A 14,431-nucleotide genomic window follows, 5' to 3' on the forward strand; every position below is an offset into this window, starting at 1 on the left:
TTTTTTCAGTAACGATAATTCTTCTTCCAATAAAGCTATCTGTTGGTCTTGTCCGTCTACCTGAGACTGAAGTTGCTGATTTTGGCTTTCTAATAAGGCAATAACGTTTTTTTGTTCTTCGAATTTCTGCGTTCGTTTCGTACCAAACATAATTACTCCAAAATGTTAGAGCCTAAACTAAGGCCCTAACATTACACCTGAATCAAACAGCTCGACGTTTTTCTCCAATTTTGCTGTAAGTAAATACGAGGATAGATAGGATAGTCACGGCGAAAAGGGTCAACGCGATAGGTCTATCAAGGAAGATGGCAAAATCGCCGTTAGAAACCCCAAGGGCTTGGCGCATACGATTCAAAAATACGGGACCCAACACCAAACCTAAAATAATAGGCACAGCAGGAATATTGTTTCGCTTCATGATATAGCCAATCACAGAAAAGCCGAGGGCGATAAACGCATCGGTGAACTGATAATTCTGGCTATAAGCGCCTAAGAAACCGAGCACAAAGATCAATGCACCAATAAAGCGACCACGAATTCGCGTGATATTGACAATGAACCTAGAGGCAAAGGTTAAATAGATGAAGATAAAAATATTCATCACAAACAGAGCCACATACAGACCCGAAATAAATTCTGGATGTTCCGTAAAGAGCCTTGGACCTGGCGTGTAGTTATGCACCATAAACACAGATAAAAGCATCGCCATCAAGGCATCAGCTGGAATACCAAAGGCTAGCAAAGGCACCAATACTGACGCGGTGACGGCATTGTTTGAGGTTTCTGAGGCCACAATACCGGCTTCTGCCCCTTTACCAAATTCATCTGGGTTCTTAGAAAACTTCTGCGCCAAAGTATAAGAGAAAAACTGTGAGCCAAACTCGCCAACACCTGGTAGCAACCCCATAACCACCCCCAACAAGGCAGAACGGACAGCGGTTACCTTATTACGCAGTAGCACAGTAAAACCTTCAAAACGGCCAGATCCTTCTAACTTAGTTTTAAATGAATCACCGCCTTTTGCAGAAATCAGCACATAGGCTTGAGACATGGCAAAAAGACCAATAACGGCTGGTACTAATGGCACACCAGCTAACAGCCAAGATTGATCAAACGTATAAACTTGCGTATTAAAAGAGCGATCAATGCCGACCGAGCCTAAAAACATCCCTAAACCAATCATGGCAGCGGCTTCTATGGCGTATTTGTTGTGAGCCAACACCACAAACACCATCCCAAGCAAAGCCAGCATGGCAAATTCTGCACTGCCAAATAAGGTGGCGACTTGGGACAAAGTCGGTGCAAAAAACACCAGTGACAAGACACTCACTATGCCTCCAAAGAATGAAGACGTGTAGGCAATCGATAGGGCTTTTTTACCTTCTCCCCTTTTCGCCATGGGGTAGCCATCATAGGTGGTGAGTACCGCCACTGGTGTACCGGGCGTATTCATTAAGATGGCGGGAATAGCCCCACCGTACCAAGCGCCACCATAAACGCCTAACAATAAAGTCACACCAAACAATGGCTCCATGGTAAAGGTTAACGGCAGCAAAATAGCCATTACGCCAGCGGGTTCTAACCCAGGAATCGAGCCAATCGTTACCCCAATAAGGGCACCGAGAATAACGGCCCAAATAACACCGTTACCAAATACTTCATGGATACCTAATGCGATTAAATCCATAGCAAATCTCTATAAATATTTGTTCATAAACCAGAGGGTTTGACCACTGAATAAGGTCTCATACAAAGCAACATCTGGAATCCAGATGTTCACCCCAACTCTAAAAATCAGGATAATCAGCGCCACAGCAATGAATGTGTTCAGTACCCAAATTGGCGACATTAATCGACTGAGCCAGACGATAGACAAGACAAAAAGCATCGTTGATAGGGCAAAACCAACGACCGTAATCGCATTGACATAAATGAAGAAAAGAACGCCAGTTATAACCACCATGTAGTAGGAACTTAAGCTGTCAACAAAACTCTCCAGCAAGCCCTTCTCTCCCTCTATCGGCCTAATCAGCAACATGAGTTTGATAAAAGAAAAGAAAGCCAAAATCCCCAAACCAAATAAAGGCGCGACATAAGGTTCGGTATACCAACCATGATCACGTTTAATCTCTATGGTATGACTTTGATAAGTAAAAATTAGATAGACACTAATGATGGTGACGACCAAGAAAAACAACTTGGATTTACGATGTTCATATTCCATTTTTAGCCTCCCCTTTTTTACCTATAACCGTATTAGAAATAGGCACAATCAAAACCGGTACACTCGAATTGTGAATGACTTTTTGTGCGGTTGAGCCAAGAAACATTCGAGACAAGGCGTTCACACGACGGTCCCCCATCACCACCATGTTTGCCTCAACATCTTTGATGGTGTCGACTATCTTTTTAGCGGGATCACCAAATCGAACCACGATTTCGATATCGTCTTCATTGAATTCGATATCACTTAACTCTTCGCCAACGAAGTTATGAATTCGCTGCTTCATGTAAGTTCGTAACTCTTCTTTCAAAGACTCCAAATGCGCATCGTGCGCTTTCTTCAATTTGAACCCTACGAAAGAGTCATCGTTACCACGGTGAAACTGATCCGAAACATGCAAGAAAAAGATCTTGCCATCAAAGCAAGCCGCTTGCTCTAACGCCTCACGCAAAACGACGCGACTGCCTTGCTCTAAATCAGATGCATATAAAATATTTCGCATTTTTGGACTCCAAAAATATAGCCATCTACTTCGAATAGATGGCTATATTTGAGTATCAGAACTTACTTCGCGCGGTTCACAACCTTACGAACTGTGTTCTCTAGTAACCCTTCCATACCAAACTCGACGCCCAATCCAGAAGACTTATTACCACCAAATGGGACATGAGGTAGCACTTCTGCATGGTTATTCACCCACACGGTTCCTGAATCCAGTTGCTCAACAACCCAATCCAGTTCAGCGCAAGGCTCACCCCACACAGAGCCACCTAAAGCAAAGTCTTTATGAATGGCTTTTGACATAACCTCGTTGAGATTATCGTAAGGAATCACCGGCAACACCGGACCAAATTGTTCATGACAAACAACGTCGATACTGTGCTGTGGATCTTTGATGATAGTCGGAGCAATAAAGTAACCGTCCAAACCCGCTGGCAGCTCGGCCGCAATCACTTCGGCGCCAGACTCTCGAGCATCCGCAATCATAGCTTTGACTTTTTCATACTGATTAACGTTTTGCACTGGACCAAAGGTCACGCCATCATTCATACCATTACCCACCACTTGCGCGGCGGCTATTTTTACTAGCGCATCACATAACGCTTCGTATTTAGAGCGATGGACATAGAGACGTTTCAAACAAGCGCAGGTTTGACCCATATTGATAAAAGATGTCATGAAAATCTTTTCTGCAATCTTCTCAATATTGGCATTTTCTAAAACGATACCGGCGTCATTGCCCCCTAGCTCCAAGGTCACCTTTTTAAGGTCACCAGCCACCAAAGAAGCAATCCGTTTACCGACGGCTGTTGAACCAGTAAAGACAATTTTTTTCACATCTGGGTGTGATACCAGAGGTTCACCGACTTCTTTTTCACCGATCACAGCCTGCACCAAGTTTGGCACGGTATGTTCATTAATAATCTCGACTAAGCGAAGTGTATTAACGGGCGTGAAAGAAGAGGGTTTAATCACCACACTATTACCCGCACGAAGGGCTGGCATGATATGCCAAATAGCGATCATTAAAGGCCAGTTCCAAGGGGTGATTGAGGCAACAACGCCAACAGGCATACGATGCACTTCAACACGACGCTCATCACTGTCTTCCAGCACTTCAGGCTCCAGTTTTAGATCCGCATTGTAGTGCGTCCAAGCGACAGCTCCGCCCACTTCAAACTGAGCAAGAAACAGCGGTTTACCCTGTTCCGATGTGATAATTTCAGCTAACTCAGGGGCTGAAGCCTCTATAGCATTGGCGACCTTATGTAATGCGGCCGTACGCTCTTCGTGTGATTTCGCACTCCATTGTTCAAAAGCAGCCTTCGCTTTTTCAACTGTATGGTTTACATCATCCAGCGTTGAAGTCTGAATAGATTTATAAGTTTGCTTGGTTGCTGGATTAATAATATCTAAAGCCATGTTTCCACCATTATTTTTATTTTGCGCAATACAATACGTTTAATTAATCGTTACTTAGTTTCAGCGGCTAATCTTTTTGCATTTTCAAAATCATGCTCGATTAACTTTTGTGCGTTTTTCTCGTTTGTCCAATACACACTGGCACCCGTATTTTCTTGCAACTTCAACACATCTGATGACTGAAGAGCGGTCTCTGCAATTGATGCAATTTTGTCGATAATTGGCTGAGGCGTGCCTTTTTTCACAAACAGACCATTCCAAAGTGTTTGAGAAATGCCCGTTTCTTCGTTTAGCGTTGGAACGTCAGGAAGAATAGACAAGCGTTGGAAGGTAAAAGAGGTTAAAACTTTCACGTCTTTTGAATCCAAACAAGGAAGGATCTGCTGAGTCGTTGTATTGATAACCTGTGCATCACCATTCGCCAATACAGAGCAATCCAGTGCATCAAACGCAGAATCAGAGGCAAACTTAAAGCCTAATTTTTTCGCAGCTTGGAAAGTAATCGCCGTTGGCGTCGCTTCATAGCCAAAGTGACCTAAAGACACATCATGTGTTTTAGCGTACTCAGCCAATTCCGGTAATGTGTTGTATGGCGCATCAGATTTAACAGCCAACACAAATGGATAATCTAGAAAAATACCAACCGGTACAAAAGCATCTTCAGCATAAGGCGCATTGCCTCCAACTACTTGGCTGGTTACTAGATCCACAACGAACGAACCAATGACACTGCCATCTGGACGCGATTGTGCAACTGTTGTTGCTCCCAGCACACCGCCACCACCCGGTTTATTCACTACCGAAGCGGGTACACCCGTTTCTTTTGACATCTCTTCCGCGATGACACGTGTCAACACATCTTCCAAATCACCAGGAGGCCATGGAACGATAAATTTAACGGGACGATTTGGGTAATCGGCTGCAAAGCTCGCAGTGCTTGCCATTGAGGAGATAACGATAGTTGAAGCGGCTAGCGCTTTTAAAGCAAAAGAAAATGGTTTTTTCATTTTTATTGTTCCTTTTTAGTTATTAGGACCAAAACTACACCCTCCAACACACTCCTTCTATGTCCCTAAAGGGACATTTTTACTCCTGTCACTTAGCTATTAAGCAGGTGTTTTTTTGAGAGGTATAACTTTGTCTAATCGTTATATTTTGACTCTACCCGTGCAAAATTAGTGAACATGTTAACTAATTTCAAGTGTTTTTTCCCACTTTTTTAAACATTTCGTAAATAACATCACCACCTCTCTTTTTTTATTTTCTAGAAAAGTCCTAAGTTTTGCCTGAAAAACACATTCATTAAGAATCCGTAAATACCAATACTGAAAGAACTTGATACAAAAAAAATAAGAGGTCACATCACATGAAACGTCAGAATCCATTATTAGAAGAGCTAAAAAAAGTTCTTCCTGAGATCGCTAGTAATGCAGACAAAGCGGAAGATCTTAGAAAAGTCCCTACTGAAAATATCGAGCTACTTCAAAAGGTAGGATTGCATAAAGCCTTTCTACCTAAAGCTTACGGTGGTTACGAAATATCCCTACCAGAGTTTGGTGACTGCATTGCAGCATTAGCCGGTGCATGCTGTAGTACAGCATGGGCATTTAGCTTACTTTGTACTCATAACCATCAAATTGCGATGTTCCCGAAACAACTTCAAGACGAAGTATGGAAAGACAATCCAGACGCAATGGCTAGCAGTAGTATTGCTCCTTTCGGCAAATATGAAGAAACCGAGGGAGGCATCATTTTTAATGGTGATATGAAATGGAGTAGTGGTTGTGACCACGCACAATGGGCCATTGTGGGCTTTTTAAGAAATAATGCTGAAGGCACAAAAGACTATTGTTTTGCGGTTATTCCTGAGTCCGATTACACCATTGACGACGATTGGTACGCCATGGCAATGAAAGGATCTGGCACGAAAACACTTCAGATCAAAGACGCCTTTGTACCAGAACATAGAATCCAAAAAGCCAAAGACATGATGGAAGGTAAATCCGCTGGCTATGGCTTATATCCAGACAGCAAGATTTTCTACGCGCCGTACCGCCCTTACTTCGCATCAGGTTTTGCGGCTATGGCGCTTGGCACGGCAGAAAGAATGTTAGAAGTTTACAAAGAGGTAACAGCAAATCGAGTACGCGCTTATACCGGTGCTAAAGTGAATGCGGCGATCCCTGCTATCCTTCGCACAGGGGAATCGACGCATCAAATTCTTGCAGCTCGCGCCTTTTTAGAAAAAACATGGGAAGAGCACGCCGAGCATGCCGAAGCCCATCGCTATCCAGATCGCCACACACTAGCCCACTGGAGAACAAACCAAGCCTACGCGGTTAAAATGTGTATTGAAGCCGTTGATCGCATGTTTAATGCAATCGGAGCCAATAACTGGTTACTCGACAAAGAAGCACAACGAATCTTCCGTGATTGTCATATGTGCGGCGCTCATGCTTATACCGATTACGATGTTTGTGCGCAAATTATCGGCCGTGAGGTGATGGGCTTAGAGCCAGATCCAACTCTACTTTAATCTCACCTTAAAGGGGTCAGATCCCTTTAAAAACAAAATAAATACATAAGAATAAGAGAGAATACTATGAGCTTCGACCCTAAAGAATTCCGTCGCTGCCTTGGCAATTTTGCCACAGGCGTGACCGTTATTACGGCAGAGTCCGCTGATGGGACACAAGTTGGCGTAACAGCTAACAGCTTTAACTCTGTGTCTCTTGATCCACCACTGATACTGTGGAGCATTGTTAAAACATCCAGCAGTTATGCTGTATTTGAAAACTCGGACCATTTCGCTGTCAATATTTTAGCGGCGGATCAAATTGACCTATCCAATAACTTTGCCAAACCAAGTGACAATAAATTTGCCAATGTTGAAACACAATCTGGTGTTGGCGGTGCCCCACTGCTTCAAAATACAGCCGCCAATTTCCAGTGTGAAAAATACCAAGTTGTCGACGGTGGCGATCATTGGATCATGATTGGGAAAGTGGTTGCCTTTGAAAACTTAGGCCGCGCGCCCTTACTTTATGTTCAAGGTAGCTATGCTGGCGCGATTCCTTTCACTGGCGCCAAAACTCCCGCTACAAATGTGGCATCGGATAAAACATTAGCCCGTCTACACGACAGCGCTATCTATCTTATGCACAAAGTACTGCAAAAGGTTCAAGAGAACTATCTACCAAAACAGTCAGCAACAGGCCTCAGTACGAGCGAAGCTCGTATGTTACTTGTCTTAAGTGATACCACAGGAATCACCATCGATGACTTAAGTAATCTGGTGACTATTCCAGCCGTTGATGTGGTTGATGGCGTTGAAAGCTTGAAAGGTTTTGGCTTGATTAACAGTGATCTTGCACTGACTGAAAAAGGTCATGATATGGCCGAAAGATTATGGGCTATCTCAGATCAGCAACAAGCCGATATTTTTGCAAACCTTCAAGAAAATGAATTAGCCAATTTTAAACAGCAATTGCAACAATTGCTAAAACAACTCAGCTAATTCTCTGCGATTCATAAACCTGCAAAACCAAAGCATAAAAAAATCCCCTCGTGGGATTTTTTTATGTATGTATAATAACTTCTTAATTAACAAGTTAAGTTATTAGTTGTACCAATGATCCCCTTCCCTTATTTCATTTTGATGGCGATGTGTAGTCCTATCGCCCTAAATGCCATTTTGCCGGCTTTGCCTGATATAGCGCAGCAACTCGGCATTGACTCATCAACAGTACAATTAAACTATTCTCTTTATTTGGCCGCGCTTGCCTTAGGCCAGTTTTCTGTAGGAGCCGTCATTGCCAGACTTGGAAACCGCTCTACCATTCTATTAGGTATCTCTTTCTTTGTGATTGGTGGGTTAATCGCGCTGGCAACAGAGCAGTTATTTTTTATGCTGCTGGGTCGAGTACTGCAAGGTATTGGTGGCGCCTTTACCCTTTCAATGTCCAGAGCATTGCTGGTTGCCAGTTATGGGGGAAAACGCGCGTCACAGAAAATGGGCTATCTGGTCATGGCCATCGCCTTATCACAAGGCATTGCTCCCTTAATGGGTGGTTCATTGAATACCCATATAGGTTGGCAAGCTATCTTTGCTCTTTCCGCCTTTCAAGGGGCTATTTTACTGTATTTTAGCCTTAAACTGATTCAACCAGCGGCGCAAAAACCAGCTAAGCTGCCATTAAAAATGCTGCTTAGTCATTATATGAGCCTCATTCGTCTGCCTTCTTTTAGGCATTACGCCATGGCAAATACACTGATTGCCCTGTGTTTTTATCTGTTTATTAGTGCCTCTCCCTATCTTACCAAAGATCTAAGCGACAACCGGCTCGCCTATGGTTATTGGTTCATCTTGGTATCTGGCGCCTTTATGCTGGGAGGATATCTAAGCACATTATTCAATAAGCGATTGGCGTTAGATAAATCCATCCAACTTGGAAACCGTTTATGCGTTCTTGGCGCCACGGTTTTATTGATACTGCAACTTAGCATGCCGATGAGTTTTGCCTCTCTCTTTTTACCCATGTCTGTCATTACGCTGGGACGCGGTATCAGCCAAGCAAGCTATCAAAGCGCCGCCATAGCAACGGCCGATAAATTATCAGGCATGGCCTCAGGATTACTCGGTTTTCTCCAATTAAGTTTTGGGGCCATTTTTTCTCAGATTGTGCCCTTATTGATCGACCTGCATCCTCATACCATTGGCTTTGCCATCTTGGGCTGTACTCTTTTAGCGGCCTTGGCCCATAGAAACATACGAACAATGCAATAACACACCGGTGCGCTGGCATTTATTTATGAAACGTATTTGATATTATCAAAATCATATTTTAGGAATTATCGAGATTACATGAAAAGATTAGAAGACTCCCTCACACTGCAACTGTTAAGAGCACGTGAATCATCTATGACGTTTTTTAGACCTGTGCTACAAAAGGCAGGTTTTACCGAACAACAATGGCGAGTCTTACGGGTTTTAAATGATCATGAAGAACTAGAAGCCAAACAACTGGCTCATCTATGCTGCATTCTTAGCCCAAGTTTGACGCGGATTATTACGCGCTTTGAAGAAGATGGTTTTATCATTCGCAAAAAATCACCAACGGATCAGCGTATCTCTTTGCTTTCTTTAACCCCTATGGCGATGAAAGTCGTTAAAGAATTCCGTCCAGAAGTAGATGCCGCTTACCAACGCATCATCGAAAAGCTAGGGGAAGACAAACTAAAAGAACTTAGTCGACTGTTGAGCGATATTATTGCTTTGGAAAGCTAAAAAGCCGTTATTAAAACGTCATAAAAACAGGCTGTTTTCTCAGCCTGTTTTTATTTATAGGCCATGGTGAGAACTAGAGATTATAAGTTGTTTGCCAACAAACGGTAACTGTCTAGACGATCGGCTTGGCTATGGGTCACCGTTACTAAAGAGATTTCATCAACCTTGAACACCCTCGCCAGGTCATTCATTTCTGCCCAACATTGTTCTGGTGTGCCAATGGTATAGCTGGCTTCAATTCGATCAAACAAAGCTTGATGAGAGACAGGCATTTCGTGATATCTATCCCGAACTTGAGCTGGCGTTAAAAAATCTTCCCGCTGACCTATTTGAGTGGCAAATTTACGATACACTGCCGTTCCTGCTCGGAGTTTGGCTTCCTCTTCTGTTTCTGCACAAATACAAGCAATCGCCAACATCCTTTGTAATGGACGTTCATGCCCAGCCTGTTGCCACGCTTTTTGATGTGCTTCAAAAATTCGCGGATGGCAATTTTCAGCATCAATAAATCGAGCCAACGCCAAATGATAGCCCAGCTGTCCCGCTAACTCTGCACTGCCACCACTGGACCCAAGCATCCATAAATCCGGCACATCACCGACTTCAGGCATCACATGTATCGCGCCAAAAGGATGGTCTTCGTCAAAAGAACCATGAATAAAACTTTCTAGCAATGCCGCTTGCTCTGCATAAAACTGTCCATTCGACGCTTTATTGGGAAAGGCCAAAGCGGCGGATGTCATCGCCGAACCACCAGGTGCACGCCCAACCCCAAGATCAATTCGTCCGGGGAAAAGTGAGGCCAACATGGCAAAACACTCTGCCACTTTCAATGGACTATAGTTAGATAACATCACGCCGCCACTGCCGACTTTGATGCGCTTGGTAATACTGGCCAAATGAGCCACTAAGATCTCAGGACAAGGATTAGCAAAATGCACGCTATCGTGATGTTCCGCAACCCAATAACGATGGTAATTCCATTCATCACAATACTTTGCTAACTCCACCGTTAATGAAGGAGCCGCTTTTTTATTATGGGAGCCATGTACTGGCGTTTGATCAACAACCGATAATTTTAAGTTCATTTGGCATTCTCTTTATCAAATAAAATTAGTTAACATGTTAACCTATTTACTTTGATCGATGAAGGTTTGATAATAGTATTGATTAGTACAAGAATAACTTACTTTGAGATCGTTTGACGGTATAGCAAGCTAGGCCAAGACGGAACAATTGTATTGGTGTGCACAATAGTCGTACAAAGGTCTCACTTTATTTAATTACCCAATATATAGGTGATACTCATGTTAAAGGATATGTCTCTTCTTAAGTCTTGTTGTTTAATCAATGGTGAGTGGGTTGAAGCAAAAGCCAAAACCACCCACCCTGTTACCAATCCAGCGACGGGGGAGACCATTGTCGAGATTCCTCACCTTTCTCCTGAAGAAATCCCTGCGGTAATCGAAGCCTCTAAAATCGCCCAAAAGAAATGGGCCGCTTTACCTGCCAAAGAACGTTCGGCTATTTTGCGCCGCTGGTTTACCTTAATCATTGAAAACACCGATGACTTAGCGTTGCTGATGACCACTGAACAAGGCAAACCGTTGGCGGAAGCCAAAGGTGAAATTGCTTATGCCGCCTCTTTTATTGAATGGTTCGCAGAAGAAGCCAAACGCATTTACGGCGACACAATTCCCGCACCACGAGCAGATCAACGACTAACGGTTATTCGTCAACCTATTGGCGTGACCGCCGCCATTACACCGTGGAACTTCCCGGCGGCCATGATCACACGCAAAGCGGCTCCTGCGTTGGCTGCTGGTTGTTCGATGATTGTTCGTCCTGCCGATTTAACCCCTCTGACCGCATTAGCCTTGGCAGAATTGGCACAACGTGCTGGTATCCCAGCGGGCGTATTCCAAGTCGTTACTGGCTCTGCAAGCAAAATTGGTAAGGTACTCACTGATAGCCATGTGGTTAGCAAACTGTCTTTTACCGGTTCTACCGAAGTTGGCCGTTTGCTGATGGCGCAATGTGCCGACACCATCAAAAAAGTGTCCCTTGAATTAGGCGGCAACGCGCCCTTCATCGTTTTTGACGATGCTGACTTGGATAAAGCGGTTGAAGGCGCCATGGCCTCTAAATACCGTAATGCCGGTCAAACCTGTGTGTGCGCAAACCGAATTTTGGTTCAACGAGGTATTTACGATGCCTTTGCCGCCAAACTAACGGAAAAAGTCAAAGCCCTAAAAGTGGGTAACGGCACAGAAGAAGGCACAGAAATTGGCCCAATGATTGAAGAAAAAGCCATTCTGAAAGTGGAAGAACACATCAAGGACGCTGTCAGCAAAGGCGCGACTTTGGTTCATGGTGGCAAGCGTTTAGGTGGTTTATTTATTGAGCCCGCTGTATTAACAGGTGTAACAGCGGATATGAATGTTGCTCAAGAAGAGACCTTTGGCCCCCTTGCTCCGCTTTTCCCATTTGATACAGAAGAAGAAGCCATTGCGATGGCCAACGACACCATCTTTGGCTTAGCCGCTTACTTCTTTACCCGTGACCATGCTCGCATGATTCGTGTATCTGAAGGACTTGAGTACGGCATGGTTGGTCATAACACAGGCTTAATCTCCAATGAAGTCGCGCCTTTCGGTGGTGTTAAGCAATCAGGTCTTGGTCGTGAAGGTTCTAAGTACGGCATCGAAGATTATCTAGAAATGAAATACATCTGTAGCTCTATTGCTTAGCGTTTAAAAGGCCTAGACTTCAGGAATTTCTAGTCAAAATACTGGCGAGTGGCGAGATATCATCTAGCCACTCGCCATATCATAAACACAGTAAAAGACTAATTAAAAAAAGGCATACAGCCGTTCCAACACATTTTAGAAATTGAGTATCCGTTTTTAGCAAAAATACTTTAACCCGCTTTTTAAAGGTACGTGCCTTGCATTAACCAATTAAGAAGTTCAAATAAAAATTATTCAGGGTGATAATATGCTCCAAAATAGTGCTTTTGAAATTCAGCCTCAATCCCCTCTTTCCTTTAAAGAAAGTATGGATATTGAAGAACATGCCGGAAACATGTCGGGATGGAAGGTTCGATATGACCAAATATCCGCAGGGCAATTTGCAGGAAGCATTACAGAACTCAACTTAACTGGCATGCAGTTAATTAGAGATAAATCTAACCAGGCTATTATCAAAAATGGTGAATCAATACCGGATTCCATCCTATTTACTTTGCCTTTGGTTCCGGCTGCTGAAAACCTCTATTGCGAAGGTCATATCTTCACTCCGTCAAACTTATTGGTGTCTAACTGGCGAAACTTACCTGAAATTAAAACCCCAGCAAACCTAGACGTCATCTGCATTAACGCCTCACAAGACCTTTTACAAAACGCCCTTGATCGACAAAATACCATTCTCGATATTTCAGATACCGCCCATTGTTATCAACTCGATAAAATAGGTAATCAGGATGAGCTACTCACCTTATTAAAAACGGTGATGACTCCAAATAATCTTCAGCCCTTGTTAGAGCATGAGGCGATTCGAAAAGGCATTCGAGATACCTTATTGCAAAACTTGCTTGAGCTCATCAATGAAGAAGAAGTCCAATATTTAACCTCATTAGCGCGCAAGCGTATCGTTGATAAAGCAAGGGACTATGTCTTAGCCAACATTAACGACGCGCCTTCTATCGTTGACTTGTGTAATGCAGTGGGGGCAAGTCGTAGAAAGCTTCAATATTGTTTTCAAGAAACATTAGGCATCAACCCTGTCACCTACCTAAGAACCATTCGTTTAAATTCCGCTCATCGTGAGTTATTAATGCAAGATGGCACTAAACAAGTGCAGAACATAGCGGCAAAATGGGGATTCTTACACCTCAGTCGCTTTGCAAACGACTATAAACAACTCTTCGGTGAGCTCCCTTCGGACACAATTAAACGAAAGCAATAGCATGTTTGCCAATTTCGGATAACACCTTTTTTGCCCCCTATGTAATGTGAAAAGACACAATAATTACATATAGGGAACAAAAAATGAAAACGCTTAAAAGCAAACTACTATTAACAGCCATGGGAAGTGCCACCTTATTGGCTTTCCCTCACTGGGCACTAGCAACCGAAAACGGCGCACCAACAACCGCAATGGGCGTATATGACTTTGGCGCAGGCTTCATGCCACCAGCAACAGATATTGGTGCCTTTGGTTTACGTACGGCCTACTACAGCTCTGACTCGAACCGAAATGCATCCGGTAATGATAACGGTACCGACTTTTCACTCGACGTGTTAAGCCTTGGTTTAGCTTATGTGAAAATGACTAACCACGAAGTGCTCGGGGCTAAATATGGCTTCAGTACGGTTCTGCCATTCTTTAATATGGACGCTTCACTAAAAATACCTGTCGCCTCTATCGATCGAAAAGCATCCGTTACAAAACAAGCCGATTTGCAGATCACGCCCTTGATACTACAGTGGACCTTGTCTCCAAACTTGGCCATGAATGCCCAATTTCAAATTCAAGCACCTACTGGAGACTACGACAAAAACCGCCTAGTGTCCCCAGGCCTGAACCATTGGGCTTTCTCTCCAATTTATAATGTTAGCTATATTTCCAATACAGGTTTTGAAGTTTCTTCCAGCTTTGAATTAGACATTAATACCAAAAACTCAGACACAGATTATAAAAACGGTATCGAATACCGTCATGAATTCGCCATTGGGCAACACGTCAATGAGTGGACCCTAGGCTTAGGGGGTTATTACTACCGTCAGCTAACCGATGACAAAACTTACTCCGGCTATTCAGGCCAACCTATCTCCGATGGCAATCGTGCGGAAACCTTAGCCGCAGGACCAGCATTAACCTACTTTAAACCGGGATTACCTATCGTTTCATTCCATGCCTATAAAGAGTTTAGAACGTCCAACCGAGCGCAAGGTTACAACCTAGCTTTACGTATTTCTCAATCATTCTAAAAGGTC

At 43.5% G+C, this 14,431-nt stretch carries 13 protein-coding genes; 7 read left to right on the top strand and 6 right to left on the bottom strand.

What is annotated here, in order from left to right; translation table 11 throughout:
* Positions 1-202 precede the first annotated feature (202 nt).
* The 5 genes from C0J08_RS14310 to C0J08_RS14330 all read right to left on the bottom strand — a co-directional run bounded on the left by C0J08_RS14310 (position 203) and on the right by C0J08_RS14330 (position 5,154).
* Positions 203-1,687, bottom strand: coding sequence for a tripartite tricarboxylate transporter permease (locus C0J08_RS14310; RefSeq protein ID WP_212652613.1), 1,485 nt, complete (start codon positions 1,685-1,687; stop codon positions 203-205).
* 9 nt (positions 1,688-1,696) lie between these two features.
* Positions 1,697-2,224, bottom strand: coding sequence for a hypothetical protein (locus C0J08_RS14315; RefSeq protein WP_212652614.1), 528 nt, complete (start codon positions 2,222-2,224; stop codon positions 1,697-1,699).
* Entirely contained in the window at positions 2,214-2,726 is a 513-nt protein-coding gene (locus C0J08_RS14320; RefSeq protein ID WP_212652615.1) for a universal stress protein, read from the bottom strand. The genes C0J08_RS14315 and C0J08_RS14320 overlap by 11 nt, the downstream gene beginning before the upstream one ends.
* A 62-nt stretch (positions 2,727-2,788) precedes the next feature.
* A complete protein-coding gene (locus C0J08_RS14325; RefSeq protein WP_212652616.1) occupies positions 2,789-4,147 on the bottom strand; it encodes an aldehyde dehydrogenase family protein in 1,359 nt (452 codons plus the stop codon).
* 50 nt (positions 4,148-4,197) lie between these two features.
* Positions 4,198-5,154, bottom strand: a complete 957-nt coding sequence (locus tag C0J08_RS14330) for a tripartite tricarboxylate transporter substrate binding protein (RefSeq protein ID WP_212652617.1) — start codon at positions 5,152-5,154, stop codon at positions 4,198-4,200.
* Between the two features lie 359 nt (positions 5,155-5,513).
* Here C0J08_RS14330 and C0J08_RS14335 point away from each other — a divergent pair, with 359 nt between their 5' ends.
* The 4 genes from C0J08_RS14335 to hpaR all read left to right on the top strand — a co-directional run bounded on the left by C0J08_RS14335 (position 5,514) and on the right by hpaR (position 9,434).
* Positions 5,514-6,683 (top strand): p-hydroxyphenylacetate 3-hydroxylase oxygenase component, encoded by a 1,170-nt coding sequence (locus C0J08_RS14335; protein WP_212652618.1) that lies wholly within the window; start codon positions 5,514-5,516, stop codon positions 6,681-6,683.
* A 66-nt stretch (positions 6,684-6,749) separates the two neighbouring features.
* Positions 6,750-7,664: a p-hydroxyphenylacetate 3-hydroxylase reductase component gene (locus C0J08_RS14340; protein ID WP_212652619.1), complete on the top strand. Its 915-nt coding sequence runs from the start codon at positions 6,750-6,752 to the stop codon at positions 7,662-7,664.
* Positions 7,665-7,778: 114 nt separating this feature from the next.
* Complete coding sequence (locus C0J08_RS14345) at positions 7,779-8,933, top strand: MFS transporter (RefSeq protein ID WP_212652620.1); 1,155 nt, start codon at positions 7,779-7,781, stop codon at positions 8,931-8,933.
* Positions 8,934-9,011: 78 nt separating this feature from the next.
* Positions 9,012-9,434: a homoprotocatechuate degradation operon regulator HpaR gene (hpaR, locus tag C0J08_RS14350; RefSeq protein ID WP_212652621.1), complete on the top strand. Its 423-nt coding sequence runs from the start codon at positions 9,012-9,014 to the stop codon at positions 9,432-9,434.
* Positions 9,435-9,514: 80 nt separating this feature from the next.
* Here hpaR and C0J08_RS14355 read toward each other — a convergent pair whose 3' ends face one another.
* Complete coding sequence (locus C0J08_RS14355; protein WP_212652622.1) at positions 9,515-10,522, bottom strand: MsnO8 family LLM class oxidoreductase; 1,008 nt, start codon at positions 10,520-10,522, stop codon at positions 9,515-9,517.
* Between the two features lie 219 nt (positions 10,523-10,741).
* Between C0J08_RS14355 and C0J08_RS14360 the strand changes: the two genes are divergently transcribed.
* The 3 genes from C0J08_RS14360 to C0J08_RS14370 all read left to right on the top strand — a co-directional run bounded on the left by C0J08_RS14360 (position 10,742) and on the right by C0J08_RS14370 (position 14,425).
* Positions 10,742-12,184, top strand: coding sequence for an NAD-dependent succinate-semialdehyde dehydrogenase (locus tag C0J08_RS14360; protein ID WP_212652623.1), 1,443 nt, complete (start codon positions 10,742-10,744; stop codon positions 12,182-12,184).
* A gap of 247 nt (positions 12,185-12,431) precedes the next feature.
* Entirely contained in the window at positions 12,432-13,400 is a 969-nt protein-coding gene (locus tag C0J08_RS14365; protein WP_212652624.1) for a helix-turn-helix domain-containing protein, read from the top strand.
* 83 nt (positions 13,401-13,483) lie between these two features.
* Positions 13,484-14,425 (top strand): SphA family protein, encoded by a 942-nt coding sequence (locus C0J08_RS14370; RefSeq protein WP_212652625.1) that lies wholly within the window; start codon positions 13,484-13,486, stop codon positions 14,423-14,425.
* The last annotated feature ends 6 nt before the right edge of the window (positions 14,426-14,431 follow it).

Origin of the sequence: Marinomonas sp. CT5, from assembly GCF_018336975.1 — a bacterium.
In the GTDB taxonomy this organism is placed as follows: Bacteria; Pseudomonadota; Gammaproteobacteria; order Pseudomonadales; family Marinomonadaceae; genus Marinomonas.

Bases quoted from the DNA above. Each gene is read 5' to 3' on its own strand.
- C0J08_RS14345 (WP_212652620.1), top strand. From the start codon at position 7,779: ATGATCCCCTTCCCTTATTTCATTTTGATGGCGATGTGTAGTCCTATC.
- C0J08_RS14370 (WP_212652625.1), top strand. From the start codon at position 13,484: ATGAAAACGCTTAAAAGCAAACTACTATTAACAGCCATGGGAAGTGCC.
- hpaR (WP_212652621.1), top strand. From the start codon at position 9,012: ATGAAAAGATTAGAAGACTCCCTCACACTGCAACTGTTAAGAGCACGT.
- C0J08_RS14310 (WP_212652613.1), bottom strand. From the start codon at position 1,687: ATGGATTTAATCGCATTAGGTATCCATGAAGTATTTGGTAACGGTGTT.
- C0J08_RS14365 (WP_212652624.1), top strand. From the start codon at position 12,432: ATGCTCCAAAATAGTGCTTTTGAAATTCAGCCTCAATCCCCTCTTTCC.
- C0J08_RS14340 (WP_212652619.1), top strand. From the start codon at position 6,750: ATGAGCTTCGACCCTAAAGAATTCCGTCGCTGCCTTGGCAATTTTGCC.
- C0J08_RS14335 (WP_212652618.1), top strand. From the start codon at position 5,514: ATGAAACGTCAGAATCCATTATTAGAAGAGCTAAAAAAAGTTCTTCCT.
- C0J08_RS14320 (WP_212652615.1), bottom strand. From the start codon at position 2,726: ATGCGAAATATTTTATATGCATCTGATTTAGAGCAAGGCAGTCGCGTC.
- C0J08_RS14360 (WP_212652623.1), top strand. From the start codon at position 10,742: ATGTTAAAGGATATGTCTCTTCTTAAGTCTTGTTGTTTAATCAATGGT.
- C0J08_RS14330 (WP_212652617.1), bottom strand. From the start codon at position 5,154: ATGAAAAAACCATTTTCTTTTGCTTTAAAAGCGCTAGCCGCTTCAACT.
- C0J08_RS14315 (WP_212652614.1), bottom strand. From the start codon at position 2,224: ATGGAATATGAACATCGTAAATCCAAGTTGTTTTTCTTGGTCGTCACC.
- C0J08_RS14325 (WP_212652616.1), bottom strand. From the start codon at position 4,147: ATGGCTTTAGATATTATTAATCCAGCAACCAAGCAAACTTATAAATCT.
- C0J08_RS14355 (WP_212652622.1), bottom strand. From the start codon at position 10,522: ATGAACTTAAAATTATCGGTTGTTGATCAAACGCCAGTACATGGCTCC.